Below are 15,426 nucleotides of genomic sequence, written 5' to 3'. Positions count from 1 at the left end.
CATGACCAGGGAACTCCGCCGCCTCAGCATCATCATGCTGTTCATGTTCATCGCGCTGTTCGCCGCGACCAGCTGGATCCAGGTCGTCGAGTCCGACAGCCTCGCGCAGAACCCGCACAACAAGCGCACCCGTCTGGACAGCTTCGAGATCCAGCGTGGCGCGATCATCGTCGACGGCGCGGCGATCGCGAGCTCGACGCCCAGCGACGACCAGTACCGCTTCCAGCGCGTCTACACCGATCCGGCGCTGTGGGAGACGGTCACGGGGTACTTCAACCCCGCGCTCGGCTCGACCACCGGCATCGAGAAGGCGATGAACGCCGACCTCTCCGGCACCGGCTCCAACGCGTTCTTCTCCGAGATCGAGCGCATCCTGTCGGGTCAGCCGCAGCGCGGGTACAGCGTCGAGCTGTCGCTGAACACGGCCGCGCAGCGGGCTGCCGCCGAGGCGCTCGACGGTCTGCAGGGCGCGGTCGTGGCGATGGACCCGAAGACCGGGCGCATCCTCGCGATGGTGTCGACCCCCGGCTTCGACACGAACCTGATGGCGACGCACGACGCGAACGCCGCGAACGCCACCTATGACCAGCTGGTCGCCGACCCGGGCAAGCCCCTGTCGAACCGCGCGATCGCCGGCGACCTGAACCCCCCGGGCTCCACGTTCAAACTCGTCACGGCGGCCGCGGCGTACGCGAGCGGCAAATGGACGCCGGAGTCCACGCTGCCCAACCCCGCGCTGTACACCCTGCCCGGCTCGTCCAACCGCGTGTCCAACGCGTGGGGCGGCACGTGCGGTCCCGGTGCGACCGTGACGATCGCCGAGGCCATCCGCCTCAGCTGCAACATCCCGATGGCGGAGCTCGCCGTGGAGCTCGGCGACGACGCGATCCGGGAGATGGCGGAGAAGTTCGGCTTCAACCGGAGCTTCGACACGCCGCTCGCCTCGACCCCGTCCAGCTACCCGCGGGCGCTCGACGACGCGCAGACCGCGCTCAGCGGTTTCGGGCAGGGACAGGTCACCGCGACACCGCTGCAGATGGCGATGGTGTCGGCCGGCATCGCGAACGACGGCGTGGTCATGAACCCGCAGATGGTGGATGCCGTGATCGGCAACGACCTGTCGGTGATCAAGGCCTTCCAGAACAGCGAGTTCGGGCGGGCGATGGAGGCCGATGTGGCGAACGAGATCACCTCCGCCATGGTCGCCAGCGTCTCAAACGGCGCGGCCCAGGGTGCAAGAATAGACGGGGTCGACGTGGCCGGTAAGACGGGCACGGCAGAGAACGGAAACAGGCCGCATACGCTGTGGTTCACCGGGTTCGCCCCGGCGGACGACCCATCGGTCGCCGTGGCGGTCGTCGTCGAGAACGGCGGCGGGCAGGGACAATCAGGGAGCGGTGACACCATCGCCGCTCCGATCGCGAAGAAGGTCATAGAGGCGGTGCTGGGCAGATGAGGCCGACGCAGGGTGTGTCGTTCGGTGGTCGTTACGAGCTGCAGTCGCGGATCGCGATCGGCGGCATGGGCGAGGTCTGGGAGGCGACGGATCACGTCATCGGGCGTACCGTCGCGATCAAGATCCTCAAGGACGAGTACATGGGGGACCCGGGGTTCCTCGAGCGGTTCCGCGCGGAGGCGCGGCACGCCGCGCTCGTCAACCACGAGGGCATCGCCAGCGTCTTCGACTACGGCGAGGAGAACGGCAGCGCCTACCTCGTCATGGAGCTCGTGCCGGGTGAGGCCCTCTCCACGATCCTCGAGCGCGACGGCGCGCTGAGCGCCGACAAGACGCTCGACATCGTGGCGCAGACGGCGTCCGCCCTGCAGGCCGCGCACGCCGCCGGCCTGGTGCACCGCGACATCAAGCCGGGCAACCTGCTGATCACGCCAGACGGCCGCGTCAAGATCACCGACTTCGGCATCGCTCGCATCGCCGACCAGGTGCCGCTCACGGCGACCGGTCAGGTGATGGGAACCGTGCAGTACCTGTCGCCCGAGCAGGCGTCCGGCCACCCCGCATCTCCCGCGACCGACACGTACTCGCTGGGCATCGTGGCGTACGAATGCCTGGCCGGCAAGCGCCCGTTCACGGGCGAGTCGCAGGTGGCGATCGCGATGGCGCAGATCAACGAGCAGCCGCCGCCGCTGCCGCCGACCGTGCCGATCCCGGTGCAGAACCTCGTGATGGCGATGATCGCCAAGAAGCCCGCCGACCGCCCGTCCTCGGCGGCGACCGTCGCGCGGGCCGCACAGGCGCTGCGGCGCGGAGACCTGAACTCGGCGGCGATCGCTGTTCCGGCGATCGCGACGGGCGGGATCGCCGGCGACGACGACGCCACGCGCATGCTGACGGCATCGAACGACGGTGCCACGCGCATCCTCCCCACCACCGCGCAGCTCCCCACCGAGGAGGCCGTCGCGGAGGAGGAGAAGAAGAAGAAGAAGCGCAGCGCCTGGACCTGGCCGCTGATCGCCCTGATCGCCCTGCTGATCATCGTGCTCGTGGGCACGTTGTGGGCCATGTTCGGCAACCGGGGGGAAGACCCGAAGCCGTCCGACAGCCCGACCACCGCGCAGACCACGCCGCCCCCGTCGCCCTCCACGAGCCCGACGCCCGAGGTGACGCGCGTCGACGTGGCTGCGCTGAACCTCAACGGCATGGACTGCGCCACGGCGACCGCGACGCTGGCCGACGCGGGCTTCACGAACAACGTCACGTGCGCCGACGGCGATCCCGCCCCGAGCGACGCCCAGGTCGGTCAGGTGTACCGGGTTCAGCCCACCGGGAACGTCGAGACCACGACGCCGATCGCGTTGACCGTGTACGCCGCACGCACCCCGCTGCCCACGCCGACCGACACCCCGACGCTCACGGGCGACCCGGTCGCGGGCAGCACGGTCACGGTGGCCTGGGGCACCGGTTTCACGTGCCCGAGCGGCACCACCCTGTCGGGCTACGTCGTGTCGCTGCAGAACGGCTCGTTCGTCTCGGGCGGCCCGAACTTCCAGCCGACGCAGCGCAACACGCAGGTGAAGGTCGGCGACGCGGTGGGCCAGCAGCTCATCGTCACCTACCAGGCCATGTGCTCGGGCGGCGACCAGCGCACGTCGAACGCGTCGCCCCCGCTGTCGGTCACCATCACGGCCCCGGACGACGGCGAGGGTGACGGTGGTGGCGGCGCCGAAGGGTAGCCTGTAGTCCAGCTGTTTTGTAGTTTCAGGGGGGTCATCCGTGTCGACAGAGCCACAAGTCATCGCGGGCCGGTACCGCGTCGACGAGCTCATCGGGCACGGCGGAATGGCGAAGGTGTACCGCGGGTACGACCTGACCCTCGGTCGCGAGATCGCGATCAAGATCCTCGACCCCGAACTGGCCAGGGACACGAGCTTCCGCACGCGGTTCCGGCTGGAGGCGCAGGCGGCGTCGCGCATGTCCCACCCGTCGATCGTGCGGGTGTACGACGCGGGCGACCCGTCGACGAGCGACCCCTCGTCCGATGAGCCGCCGTACATCGTGATGGAGCTCGTCAAGGGCACCCTGCTGAAGAAGATCATCGCCGAGGGCCCGGTGCCCGTGGCCGACGCCGTCCGCTACGTCGACGGGATCCTCGAGGCGCTGGACTACTCGCACCGCGCGGGTGTGGTGCACCGCGACATCAAGCCCGGCAACGTGATGGTGACCGACAAGGGTCAGGTCAAGGTCATGGACTTCGGCATCGCCCGCGCGGTGTCCGACTCCTCCTCGACGGTCGCGGAGACCACGCAGATCATCGGCACCGCGGCGTACTTCTCGCCGGAGCAGGCCAAGGGCGAGCCGGTCGACGCCCGCGCCGACCTGTACTCCACCGGCGTGGTGCTGTACGAGCTGCTCACCGGGCGCCAGCCGTTCCGCGGCGAGTCTCCGGTCGCGGTGGCGTACCAGCACGTGAGCGAGACACCGATCCCTCCGTCCGAGGTGAACGAGGAGTCCCCGGCGGCGCTCGACCCGATCGTGCTGCGCGCGCTCGCGAAGGACCCGTACCAGCGCTTCCCCGACGCGGCGCACTTCCGCGCGGCCCTCGACTCGGCCGTGACCGGTGCCGCCCCGACGCGCAAGCAGATCGGCGCGCTCACCAGCGAGCTGTATGGCCCGAACCCGCGTCAGGCGCAGGAGACGGCGCGGTCGCTGCGGCAGCTCAGCAGCGACACCACCATGACCCGCACGCAGTCGGGCCCGCCGGTCGCGTGGATCTGGGCGGGCGTCGCGCTGCTGGCGGTGCTTCTGGCGTCGGTCCTGTTCTGGGTGGTCACGATCAGCATGCGGCCGTCCGAGGTGCCCAGCACGTCGAGGGTCGTGCCCGACCTGACCAATGTGGCGTCGGAGCGTGCGCAGGACGACCTGGCCAAGCTCGACCTCTCGTCGAAGATCGTCATCGAGTCCAGTCCCGACATCGCCGAGGGCAACGTGATCCGCACGGATCCGGAGAGCGGGGTGTCGGTCGAGCAGGGGTCCACCGTCACGCTCTACGTGTCGTCCGGCGAGGAGACCGTGGTGGTGCCGAAGCTCGAGGGCATGTCCCTGGCCGCGGCCACCGAGGCGCTGGAGAAGGCGGGGCTGCAGCTCGGCACGGTCACCCAGCGCAACGACAAGGGCCTCGCGGCGAACACCGTGATGACGGCCAGCGAGAAGGCCGACACCGAGGTGGCGCCGAACACGGTCGTGAACCTGGAGGTCGCCAGCGGCAAGGTCACCCTGTCGGATGTCGTGGGCTGGTCGGTCGATTCCGCATCGAAGGCGCTCACGGATCTCGGGCTCACCCCGGTGCCGATCGAGGAGAGCGACTGCCCCGCCACCGACCCGGCCACCGTGCACTCGATGTCGGTCGCTCCGGGCGACGTGCCGATCAACTCCTCGGTCGAGCTGCGCTACTGCACCGGTTCCTGACGCGCAGCCGTTCGACACCCCGGGGTCAGCGCGTGAGCGGGTGCAGTCGTTCTGCCCGCGACACGGCGTCCGGGTCGCCGCACAGTCGCAGCCAGTTCGCCAGCAGACGGTAGCCGCCCTCGGTGAGCACGCTCTCCGGGTGGAACTGCACCCCGTGGAACGGGAGCGTGCGGTGTTCGAGCGCCATCACCGTGCCGTCCGCCGTCCGTGCGGTCACCGCGAGCTCGGCGGACAGGTCGCGCTCCGCGAGGGCGAGGGAGTGGTAGCGACCCGCCGCGAACGGCGAGGGGATGCCGTCGAACAGCGCCGAGCCGTCGTGCGCGACCGCCGACACCATGCCGTGCATGAGCTCCGGTGCGCCGGTCACGGGGGCACCCAGGGCCGCGCCGATCACCTGGTGACCCAGGCACACGCCGAGCGTGGGCACGGCGGAGCGGGCGGCGAGGCGTACCGCATCGAGCGAGACGCCGGCGTCGTCGGGCGAGCCCGGCCCCGGCGACAGGAGCAGCGCGTCGTGCGCGGTGAGCAGTCCCTCGACCCGCGCCGCATCGACCTCGTCCGCCTCGACGATCGTGGTGTCGGCACCGAGCTCGTGGAGATAGCCGATCAGGGTGTGCACGAAGCTGTCGTGGTTGTCCACGACGAGCACGCGGGTCATTCGACGTCGACCTCACCCGGGGAGATGAACGGGCTGATCCAGGGGAACACGTACCAGAACAGGGCGTAGAGCACGGCGGCGACCACGACCAGCAGGATGAGCACACGCAACCACCAGGGACCGGGCAGCAGGCGCCAGAGTGCGGCGTACATGGGTGGTGTCTCCTGATCGTTCGTGGTCACACCGACGGAGCGGCGGGCGGGGGAGGCGGGTCGGTCAGTGCGGACGGCGGTCCTTCGGCGCGCGGCTGGAAGCTCTCGAACACGCCGTAGGCGACGATCCGCTCGGCGAGCGAGTACAGGGGGGAGCACGCCGTGAGGGTGATGTACTGCTCGCCGGTCTGCTGTGCGGGCATCTGCGGCACGTCGGCCAGCACGTCGGTCTGCGTGGGCGTGACGTACTCGAGCGTGCGGAAGCGGTACGTGTACCAGCCGTCGGGGGTCTCGACCACGATCGCGTCGTTCAGTTGCAGCTTGTCGAGCTGGTTGAACGGCTTGCCCCAGGTGGTGCGATGGCCCGCGAGGGAGAAGTTGCCGACCTCGCCGGGCATCTTCGAGTCGGTGTAGACCCCGATGCCCTTCTGGTCGAGCGTCCTGGCCCGGCTGGTCCCGCCGTAGATGCCGAAGTTGTACTCGGCGCCGAAGCGCGGGATGTGCATCTGCCCGAACCACGCCCCGTCGGCGGGGGCGGCGGGCACCGGCGCCTGGTACACCGTGGTGCCGTCGTCGGTCTCGACCTTCGGCGGCAGCGCGGGGGGATCGGCCGCCGCGAGCTGCTGCGAGATCGCCGCACCCTCGTCGTTCTTCTGGGCGGCGATGATGATGTCGCCGATCCACATCTGCCATGCGACGAAGAGGAGGACGAGGACCCCGGCGGTGAGCAGCAGTTCGCCGAGCACGCTCGCGAACGTGGCGCGCGACCGGGGCCGCTGCCGACGTCCGTGGCGCCCCCCAGGCACGGCGGATGCAGTCATGGCGTGATCTTATCCGTCGACACTGAACACGGGCTCGTGCGGAGGCACCCGTCTGTGACCGCCTCTCGTGGGCGCAGAGGTCTCCCGGGTACAATGACGGCATGGCACGTGACCGCAAGACCGAAGAACCCGTCGTCGAGCGCGCCGAGGGCGACGCCGCTCCCAACGCCCTCTGGTTCAAGCCGGTGATGATCGGCTTCATGCTTCTCGGTCTCGCGTGGATCCTCGTGTTCTACATCTCGGGGATGCAGTTCCCGATCCCGGGCCTCGACAACTGGAACCTCGCGATCGGTCTCGGCATCGCTCTCATCGGGTTCCTCATGACCACACGCTGGCGCTGACCAGCCCCTTCTCTTCCGAAGCCCCCTCGCCGCGCGAGGGGGCTTCGTCGTGCCGGCGGTGGTGTGCATCAGGCTCCTCGCGCTCGATTCGGATTTTCCGAGATTCTCCGGTAAAGTCTTGGAGGTTGACGGGGCTATAGCTCAGGCGGTTAGAGCGCTTCACTGATAATGAAGAGGTCCCAGGTTCAAGTCCTGGTAGCCCCACCATTCAATTCAAGAAATCCCTCACGGGGCCTTAGCTCAGTTGGTAGAGCGCCTGCTTTGCAAGCAGGATGTCAGGAGTTCGAATCTCCTAGGCTCCACCACCTCGGATCTCCTCCCTCCCGCGCACCGACCCCCTTCCGGTCGTGCTTCGGCATCGATCCTCACCACCGTCGCGTCGTGCTGCCGGTGTGCTCCGACTCTTCCAGGCCGCGCCCCGCCGGAGCCCGGTCCGGTGTGCTCCGCCTCATCCGGGCCGCGCCCCGCCGGAGCCCGGTCGAGCTATCCGATGTCCGTCGGGCGGCGGCGCGCTCCTCTCCGGACGACGACCAGCGTGACTCCGCCCAGGATCAGGGCGAGCGCGAGCAGTGCCGCGGCCGTCTGATCCCGACCACCCGTCGTCGGCAGTCGTGCGGGTTCCGGTGTCTCCGGATCCGTGGGCGTGCTCACCGTCGACGGGTCGCTCGTGATCGGATCATCGGTCCCCGTACGTCCCGTGGCGGTAGCGACGTTGGTCAGGTCGCCACCGGTCGCTTCCGCCGCGGTCACGACATGGTCGGCCGTACAGAGAGCCTGCTCACCGGGCGCCAGCGGCACGAGCGGGCACGTGATGGCGTCGCCGCGCTCGTCCAGCATCGGGTCGTCGATGCCCAGATTCTCGATCGTGACGTTGCCCGTGTTCGCGACGGTGAAGGCGTAGTGGATCACTTCTCCCTCGTCGGCGGCGCGGTCCCGATCGGCGTCGTCGATCACGGCCGTCTTCACGAGGGTCATCGACGGCACCTGATCAGTCGGCGTCACGACGGTGTCGGGTTCGGACGGGACGGGGTCTCCTCCGGGAGGCGTGCCGGTCGCGGTCGCGGAGTTCTCGACCCCGCCCGCGTCGACGTCGGCCTGCGTGATGACGTACGGCGCCGCGGTGCAGGTCGCGACCTCGCCGGGGGCGAGCGTCGTGACGTCGCAGGTGACGGTGCCGACCTTGGGGTCGTTCACCCCGACATCGGCGAGAGGGACGTTGCCGGTGTTCGTGATCGTGAACGAGTACGCGATCGTGTCGCCCACATCGGTCAGTCCGTTGCCATTGACGTCCACGGGGGCGCCCGCGGTCTTGTCGATCGTCGAACTCGGGGCGGACGCGACGGCCGGGGTGGTCGTGCTGTCGGGGTTGGACGGGACCGGGTCGCCGTTCGGATCCGTCCCCGACGCGGTGGCGGTGTTCGCCACCTCACCCGCCTGCTCATCGTCGGCCGTGACCGTGTAGGTCGGCGCGGTGCAGTTCGCGACCTCGCCCGGGGCAAGGGTCGTGACATCACACGTCACCGTCCCGACCTTCGGGTCGCTCACGGCGATGTCGGTCGCCGTCACGGTCCCCGTGTTCGTCACGGTGAAGGTGTAGTCGATCGTGTCGCCCTCATCCGTGATGCCATTGGCGTTCACATCCACCGGAGCACCGGCGACCTTGTCGAACGACAGTGATGGCACCTGATCGACCGGCGTCACCACCGTGTCGGGCTCCGAGGGGACCGGATCCTCCCCGGGAGGCGTGCCGGTCGCGGTCGCGGAGTTCTCGACGGAACCCGCATCCACATCAGCCTGCGTGATCGTGTACGTCGCCCCGCAGGTCGCGACCTCACCGGGAGCGAGCGTCGTGACGTCGCAGGTGACGGTGCCCACCTTGGGGTCGTTCACCCCGACATCCGCGAGGGGAACGTTGCCGGTGTTCGTGATCGTGAACGAGTACGCGATCGTGTCGCCGACATCGGTCAGGCCGTTGCCGTTGACATCCACCGGGTCACCCGCCGTCTTGTCGATCGTCACCCCCGGGGCCGAGGCCTCCGACGGGGTCGTTGTGGAATCCGGGTCCGACGGGACCGAGTCACCGTTCGGATCCGTCCCCGTCGCGGTCGCCGTGTTCGCCACCTCACCGGCCTGCTCATCCGCCGCGGTCACCGTGTAGGTCGCCGCCGAGCAGCTCGCGACCTCACCGGGGGCCAGGGTGGTGACATCACACGTCACGGCACCGGCCTTCGGGTCACTGACCGCGATGTCCGTCGCAGTGACCGTACCCGTGTTCGTGACCGTGAACGTGTAGTCGATCGTGTCGCCCGCATCCGTGATGCCGTTGGCGTTCACATCCACCGGAGCACCGGCGACCTTGTCGAACAGCAGCGACGGCACCTGATCGACCGGCGTCACGATCGTGTCGGGCTCAGACGGCACCGGGTCCTCCCCGGGAGGTGTACCCGTCGCGGTCGCGGAGTTCTCGACCCCGCCCGCGTCGACGTCGGCCTGCGTGATCGTGTACGGCGCCGCGGTGCAGGTCGCGACCTCACCGGGAGCGAGCGTCGTGACGTCGCAGGTGACGGTGCCGACCTTGGGGTCGTTCACACCGACATCCGCGAGGGGAACGTTGCCGGTGTTCGTGACCGTGAACGAGTACGCGATCGTGTCGCCGACATCGGTCAGGCCGTTGCCGTTGACATCCACCGGGTCACCCGCCGTCTTGTCGATCGTCACCCCCGGGGCCGAGGCCTCCGACGGGGTCGTGGTCGAATCCGGGTCGGACGGGACCGGGTCACCGCCGGGCTCCGTCCCCGTGGCGGTAGCGGTATTCGCGACCTCGCCCGCCGCCTCATCCTCGGCCGTGACCGTGTAGGTCGCCGCCGAGCAGCTCGCGACGGCCCCGGGCGCCAGGGTCGTGACATCGCAGGTGACGGTCCCCGCCTTCGGGTCACTCACGGTGATGTCGGTCAGGGTCACGTTGCCGGTGTTGGTCACCGTGAACGTGTAGTCGATCGTGTCGCCCTCATCCGTGATGCCGTTCGCGTTCACGTCCACCGGAGCACCCGCGGTCTTCTCGAACGACAGCGCCGGCGCGGCCGGGACGGCCGGGGTGGTGGTGCTGTCGTCGTCGGTGGGTGCCGGGTCGCCCGCGGGGTCTGTCGCCGAGGCGGTCGCGGTGTTCGCGACCTCGCCGGCGGCCTCGTCGTCCGTGGTGACGGTGTACGCCGGGGCGGTGCAGGTGGCGACCGCGCCCGGTGCCAGGGTCGTCACATCGCAGGTCACCGTGCCGACCTTCGGATCAGCGACCGCGACATCGGTCAGGGTCACGTTGCCGGTGTTGGTCACGGTGAAGGTGTAGTCGATCGTGTCCCCGGCGTTGGTGAGGCCGTCCCCGTTCACGTCGACCGGCGTGCCGGCCACCTTGTCCAGCTCGAGCGCCGGGGTCTGGTCGGTGGGGGTGGTCGTCGTGTCGGGCTCAGACGGAACCGGGTCCTCTCCGGGCGGGGTGCCCGTGGCCGTGGCGGAGTTGTCGACGGAGCCGTTGTCCACGTCGGCCTGCGTGATCACATACGGTGCCGCCGTGCAGTTCGCAACCGCACCGGGGGCGAGCGTGGTGACATCACACGTCACCGCGCCGACCTTCGGGTCGTTCACCGTCACATCGGCGAGCGGGACGTTGCCGGTGTTGGTCACCGTGAACGTGTACGCGATCGTGTCGCCCACATCGGTGACCCCGTTGCCATTCACATCCACCGGGGCACCAGCGGTCTTCTCGATCGTCGAACTCGGAGCCGACGCCTCCGACGGCGTCGTCGTCGAATCCGGGTCGGACGGAACAGGGTCACCGTTCGGAGCTGTCCCCGACGCCGTCGCCGTGTTCGCCACCTCACCCGCAGCCTCATCCGCCGCCGTCACCGTATACGGCGCCGACGCACACGAAGCGACCTCACCCGGCGCGAGCGTCGTCACATCACACGTCACCGCACCCACCTTCGGGTCATCCACAGCGACATCCGTCACCGTCACGTTGCCGGTGTTCGTCACCGTGAACGTGTACCCGATCGTGTCACCCTCATCCGTGATGCCATTCGCATTCACATCCACCGGCGTCCCCGCCGTCTTCTCAAACGACAGCGCCGGCGCCGGCGTGACGACCGGAGTGGTCGTGCTGTCGGGGTCGGAGGCGACCGAGTCGCCGTCCGGGTCCGTGCCCGCGGCGGTCGCGGTGTTCGCGACCTCGCCCGCGGTCTCATCGGCAGCGGTGATCACGTACGGCGCCGCGGTGCAGTTCGCGACCGCACCGGGGGCCAGGGTGGTCACATCACACGTCACCGCGCCGACCTTCGGGTCGTCCACCGTGATCTCCGACACCGCCACATTGCCGGTGTTGGTCACCGTGAACGTGTACGCGATCGTGTCACCGGCGTTCGTGATGCCGTTGCCGTCGACGTCCACCGGGGCGCCCGCGACCTTGTCGATCGTGAGAGCCGCGGCCGAGGCGACGACCGGGGTCGTGGTGCTGTCGTCAGCGGTGGGGGCGGGGTCGCCGCCGGGGTCGGTGGCCGCGGCGGTCGCGGTGTTCGCCACCTCGCCCGCGGTCTCGTCCGCTGCGGTGATCGTGTAGGGCGCTGCCGTGCAGGTGGCCACGGCCCCGGGAGCGAGAGTCGTGACGTCACACGTGACGGTGCCCACCTTCGGGTCGTCGACGGCTACGTCGGTCAGTGTGACGGTGCCGGTGTTCGTGACGGTGAACGTGTACGCGATGGTGTCGCCCTCGTCGGTCAGGCCGTCCGCATTCACGTCGACCGGTGTGCCCGCGGTCTTGTCCAGCACGAGCGACGCGGTCTGGTCGGTCGGGGTGCTCGTGGTGTCGGGGTCGGAGGTGATCGCGGGTTCTCCGGGCGGGGTGCCCGTGGCCGTGGCGGAGTTGTCGACCGAGCCGTTGTCGACGTCGGCCTGCGTGATCGTGTACGTCGCCGCGGTGCAGCTCGCGACCGCACCGGGAGCGAGGGTGGTCGCATCACAGGTGACCGCGCCGACCTTCGGGTCGTCCACCGCGACATCGGCGAGCGGCACGTTGCCGGTGTTGGTCACGGTGAAGGTGTAGGCGATCGTGTCGCCGGCGTCGGTCACCCCGTTGCCATTGACGTCGACCGGAGCACCCGCTGCCTTGTCGATCGTGAGACTCGGTGCCGAGGCGACGACCGGCGTCGTCGTCGTGTCGGTGTTCGACGGGACGGCGTCACCGCCCGGGTCCGTGCCCGCGGCCGAGGCGCTGTTCACGACCTCGCCCGCGGTCTCGTCCGCAGCGGTGATCGTGTACGGCGCCGCCGTGCAGGTCGCCACGGCTCCGGGCGTCAGCGTGGTGACGTCACAGGTGACCGCTCCGACCTTGGCATCCGTGACCGCGATGCCCGCCACCGTGACGTTGCCGGTGTTGGTGACGGTGAAGGTGTACGCGATGGTGTCGCCCTCGTCCGTGATGCCGTTGGCGTTCACATCCACGGGGGTGCCTGCGGTCTTGTCGAACGACAGCGCCGGCGCCTGGTCGGTGGGGGTGGTCGTGGTGTCGGGGGTGGTCACGACCGGGCCGCCCGTCGGGTCCGTGCCGTTCGCGGTGGCGGAGTTGTCCACTGAGCCGTTGTCCATGTCGGCCTGGGTGATCACGTACGGGGCGGCCGTGCAGGTCGCGACTCCCGTCGGCCCGAGCGCCGTGACATCACAGGTCACCGTGCCGACCTTGGGGTCGTTCACGGCGATGTCCGACACGGTGACGTTGCCGGTGTTGGTCACCGTGAACGTGTACGCGATGGTGTCGCCGACGTCCGTCGAGCCGTTCCCGTTGACGTCCACGGGTGTTCCCGCGGTCTTGTCGATCTCGAGGGCCGGTGCGGGTGCGACCACCGGAGTGGTGGTGCTGTCGTCGTTCGACGGGACGGCGGTGCCGCCGGGAGCGGTGCCGGTGGCACTCGCGGTGTTCGCGACCTCGCCCGCGTCCTGATCCGCGGCAGTGATCGCGTAGGCGGGCGCGGTGCAGCTCGCGACCTCACCGGGAGCCAGGGTGGTCACGTCACAGGTCACCGCGCCGATCTTCGGGTCGGTGACGGTGATGCCACTCATCGTGACGTTGCCCGTGTTGGCGACGCTGAACGTGTAGGCGATGGTGTCGCCCGCGTCGGTGATGCCGTTCGCATTCACATCCACCGGGGCGGCGGCCGTCTTGTCGAACAGCAGTGCCGGGGCCTGCTCGGTGGGTGTCGAGGTGGTCGACTCGTTCGAGGCGATGGGGTCGCCGCTGGGGTCGGTGCCCGCCGCGGTGGCGCTGTTGTCGACGGCGCCGGCATCGGTCTCCGCCTGGGTGATGACGTAGGGCGGCGCGGTACAGGTGGCCACGGCGTCGGGCGCCAGGGTCGTGGCGTCGCACGTGATCGCGCCGAGCTTCGGATCGGTGACGGCGATGTTCGCGATGGTGGTGTTACCGGTGTTCGTGACGGTGAAGGTGTAGGCGATGGTGTCGCCGGTGTCGGTGGTCCCGTTGCCGTTGACGTCGACCGGGGTGCCCGCGGACTTCACGAGATCGAGGGTGGACAGGGCCTGCACGGTGTCGGTCGTGCTGATCGGCGTCGGCTCCTGGGTGGAGCTGGCGCTGGCGGTGTTGGTGTACGAGTCGATCGTCTCCGGCGCGGGAGTGTCCACGGTCACCTGGTAGGTGACCACGAGCGATTCGCCCGGAGGGATCGTGAACGGATCCGTCGGTCCGACGAGCGACCCGGCGACGGGATCGCCGCCGACGAGGTCGGGGTTGGTCCCTCCCGCCGCGTTGTCGCGCACGGTGGTGCCCTGCGTGGCGACGGTGGACCCGGGCACATAGGTGACGCCCGCGGGGAGCACGTCGTCGACGGTGACGCCCGTCTGCGGGATCGTCCCGGCGTTGGTCAGCGTGATCGAGTAGGTCAGCGTCTGTCCGCCGTCGACGATCCCGTCGGCGTCGTCGTTCGTCTTCGCGATCTGCATCGCCGGGGGAAGCACCTCGATCGGTGCGGAGAACGAGTTCGCCGTCTCGCCCACGATGTTCGCGGAGAGAGCCCCCGGCTCGATCGTGTTGGTCTGGGCGCCGGGTGTGACGCCGATCACCGGCACGGTGATGGTGCAGCTTCCCGGCACGATCGCCCCGTTCGGCCCGGTGGCCGCGGGGATCGAAGCACCGCTCAGGCTGACGGTCGTCCCGCCGGGAGGCGCCGTGAGTGTTGCGGCGGTACATGTCGTCGTCGCCGTGCCCGTCGGTGCGATGCGGATGTTGGAGGGCAGGTTGTCGGTCAGCGCCGCCCCGGTGATGCCGGTGGTGGGGGCGAGGTTGGTGTTGTTGATCGTGATCGTCAGGGTGGTCGTCTCGCCCTGAGCGATCGGCGACTTGGCGAAGGACTTGGAACCCGAGAGCGGCGGCAGGCAGGAGAACGCGGGGGTGTGGCCGTCGGGAGCGTTCTGCAGGGCCGTCTGATTGGCGGTGTAGGTCCAGGTGGCCGGAGCCCCGGTGGTCACGAGCCGGTCCAGCGTGCCCGTGGGCGTGGAGTATCCGGCGATGTAGACCTCGTTGCTGATCGGCGAGGCCACGGGCACGCGCATGTTCGAGCCGCCCGCGGTGAACGTCCGCAGCAGCGCCCCGGTCGACGCGTCGTACACGAACGTGTGTCCGGCCTCGCCACTGGCCACGAGGTAGTTGGTGTTGGGGACGAACGTGAGTCCGTGGATCTGCTCGGTGGTCGTGATGGTGCGCACGAGGGCCGACGGCGCGGTCCTGTTGCGGATCGGGATCGACAGGACGGTCTCGCTGGCGGCGGCGATGTACGTGGCGTTGACGGCGACCGTGTGCGCCGGAGCCGCTCCCGCGATGACGCGGGACGTCGTCGTCGAGGTGCTGCTCATGTCGATCACGGAGATCCCGCCGTTGGTGCCGTCGTCCTTGGCGACGAACAGCTCGTTTCCGTAGGCATCGACCCATCCCGGACGAGAACCGGCGGCGCCGACCGTGATCACGCGGGACACGGTGTTGGTCGCGGTGTCGATCACGCTGACGGTGTTGGACCCGATGTTCGAGATGAACACCTGCGAGCCGTCGGCGGAGCTCCACGCGCCGACCGACGCGGAGAACGACGGGTGGTTGATCGTCGTGACCGCGAGGGTCGCGGTGTCGATCACCTGCACGGACCCGTTGCCGTTCGCCACGTAGACCCGCGAGCCGTCCGGGAGCGACGTCACACCGTAGGGGGTGCCGCCGACGGGGATGTTCCGGATGTTCGTGTCGGTGCCGGTGTAGATCATCGAGACGGAGCCGGAGCCCGTGTTGACGAAGTACCCGACGCCCTCCGTACTCGTACAGGAGAACTGGAACTGGGCTTCGGCCGGCTTGGGCGGCGCGACGACCGTCACGAGGAGGCTGGCGAGCAGCGCGAGCAGGGCGATGATCGCCCAGCGGCGTCTCGTCTCGTTCGGTCCTGCAGTCGGCGCGATGAAATTGTGGTGTTCTGAGGCGAACATCCGACCCTCC

At 69.3% G+C, this 15,426-nt stretch carries 8 protein-coding genes and 2 tRNA genes; 6 read left to right on the top strand and 4 right to left on the bottom strand.

Going from position 1 to position 15,426, the window contains the following annotated elements:
* Position 1 precedes the first annotated feature (1 nt).
* From KZC56_RS05430 to pknB, 3 genes are read left to right on the top strand one after another with little or no spacing between them, the layout of a single operon-like run.
* A complete protein-coding gene (locus tag KZC56_RS05430) occupies positions 2-1,456 on the top strand; it encodes a peptidoglycan D,D-transpeptidase FtsI family protein (protein WP_136033222.1) in 1,455 nt (484 codons plus the stop codon).
* Positions 1,453-3,192 carry a serine/threonine-protein kinase gene (locus tag KZC56_RS05425; RefSeq protein ID WP_247638045.1) on the top strand — a complete coding sequence of 580 codons (1,740 nt, stop codon included), beginning with the start codon at positions 1,453-1,455 and terminating at the stop codon, positions 3,190-3,192. The genes KZC56_RS05430 and KZC56_RS05425 overlap by 4 nt, the downstream gene beginning before the upstream one ends.
* A gap of 40 nt (positions 3,193-3,232) precedes the next feature.
* A complete protein-coding gene (gene pknB, locus KZC56_RS05420; protein ID WP_136035627.1) occupies positions 3,233-4,924 on the top strand; it encodes a Stk1 family PASTA domain-containing Ser/Thr kinase in 1,692 nt (563 codons plus the stop codon).
* A gap of 25 nt (positions 4,925-4,949) precedes the next feature.
* On the opposite strand, the gene KZC56_RS05415 is transcribed toward pknB, so the two are convergent.
* From KZC56_RS05415 to KZC56_RS05405, 3 genes are read right to left on the bottom strand one after another with little or no spacing between them, the layout of a single operon-like run.
* Positions 4,950-5,582, bottom strand: coding sequence for an anthranilate synthase component II (locus KZC56_RS05415; protein WP_247638044.1), 633 nt, complete (start codon positions 5,580-5,582; stop codon positions 4,950-4,952).
* A complete protein-coding gene (locus KZC56_RS05410; RefSeq protein ID WP_168387293.1) occupies positions 5,579-5,734 on the bottom strand; it encodes a hypothetical protein in 156 nt (51 codons plus the stop codon). Before KZC56_RS05410 ends, KZC56_RS05415 begins: the two co-directional genes overlap by 4 nt.
* Before the next feature lie 26 nt (positions 5,735-5,760).
* The gene (locus KZC56_RS05405) at positions 5,761-6,555 is read right to left on the bottom strand and encodes a class E sortase (protein WP_136035631.1); all 795 of its coding nucleotides are present in this window, start codon (positions 6,553-6,555) and stop codon (positions 5,761-5,763) included.
* Between the two features lie 101 nt (positions 6,556-6,656).
* On the opposite strand from KZC56_RS05405, the gene KZC56_RS05400 reads away from it, so the two are divergent.
* From KZC56_RS05400 to KZC56_RS05390, 3 genes are all read left to right on the top strand, one after another.
* The gene (locus KZC56_RS05400; protein WP_247638043.1) at positions 6,657-6,896 is read left to right on the top strand and encodes a cell division protein CrgA; all 240 of its coding nucleotides are present in this window, start codon (positions 6,657-6,659) and stop codon (positions 6,894-6,896) included.
* A 130-nt stretch (positions 6,897-7,026) separates the two neighbouring features.
* Positions 7,027-7,103, top strand: a tRNA-Ile gene (locus tag KZC56_RS05395).
* Between the two features lie 22 nt (positions 7,104-7,125).
* Positions 7,126-7,201: transfer RNA gene (locus KZC56_RS05390), tRNA-Ala, on the top strand.
* 178 nt (positions 7,202-7,379) lie between these two features.
* On the opposite strand, the gene KZC56_RS05385 is transcribed toward KZC56_RS05390, so the two are convergent.
* Entirely contained in the window at positions 7,380-15,416 is an 8,037-nt protein-coding gene (locus KZC56_RS05385) for a CLIPPER-2 domain-containing protein (RefSeq protein WP_247638042.1), read from the bottom strand.
* Positions 15,417-15,426: the final 10 nt, after the last annotated feature.

The organism is Microbacterium sufflavum (assembly GCF_023091155.1).
GTDB lineage: Bacteria > Actinomycetota > Actinomycetes > Actinomycetales > Microbacteriaceae > Microbacterium > Microbacterium sufflavum.
This window is presented reverse-complemented; position numbering and strand designations above follow the sequence as displayed.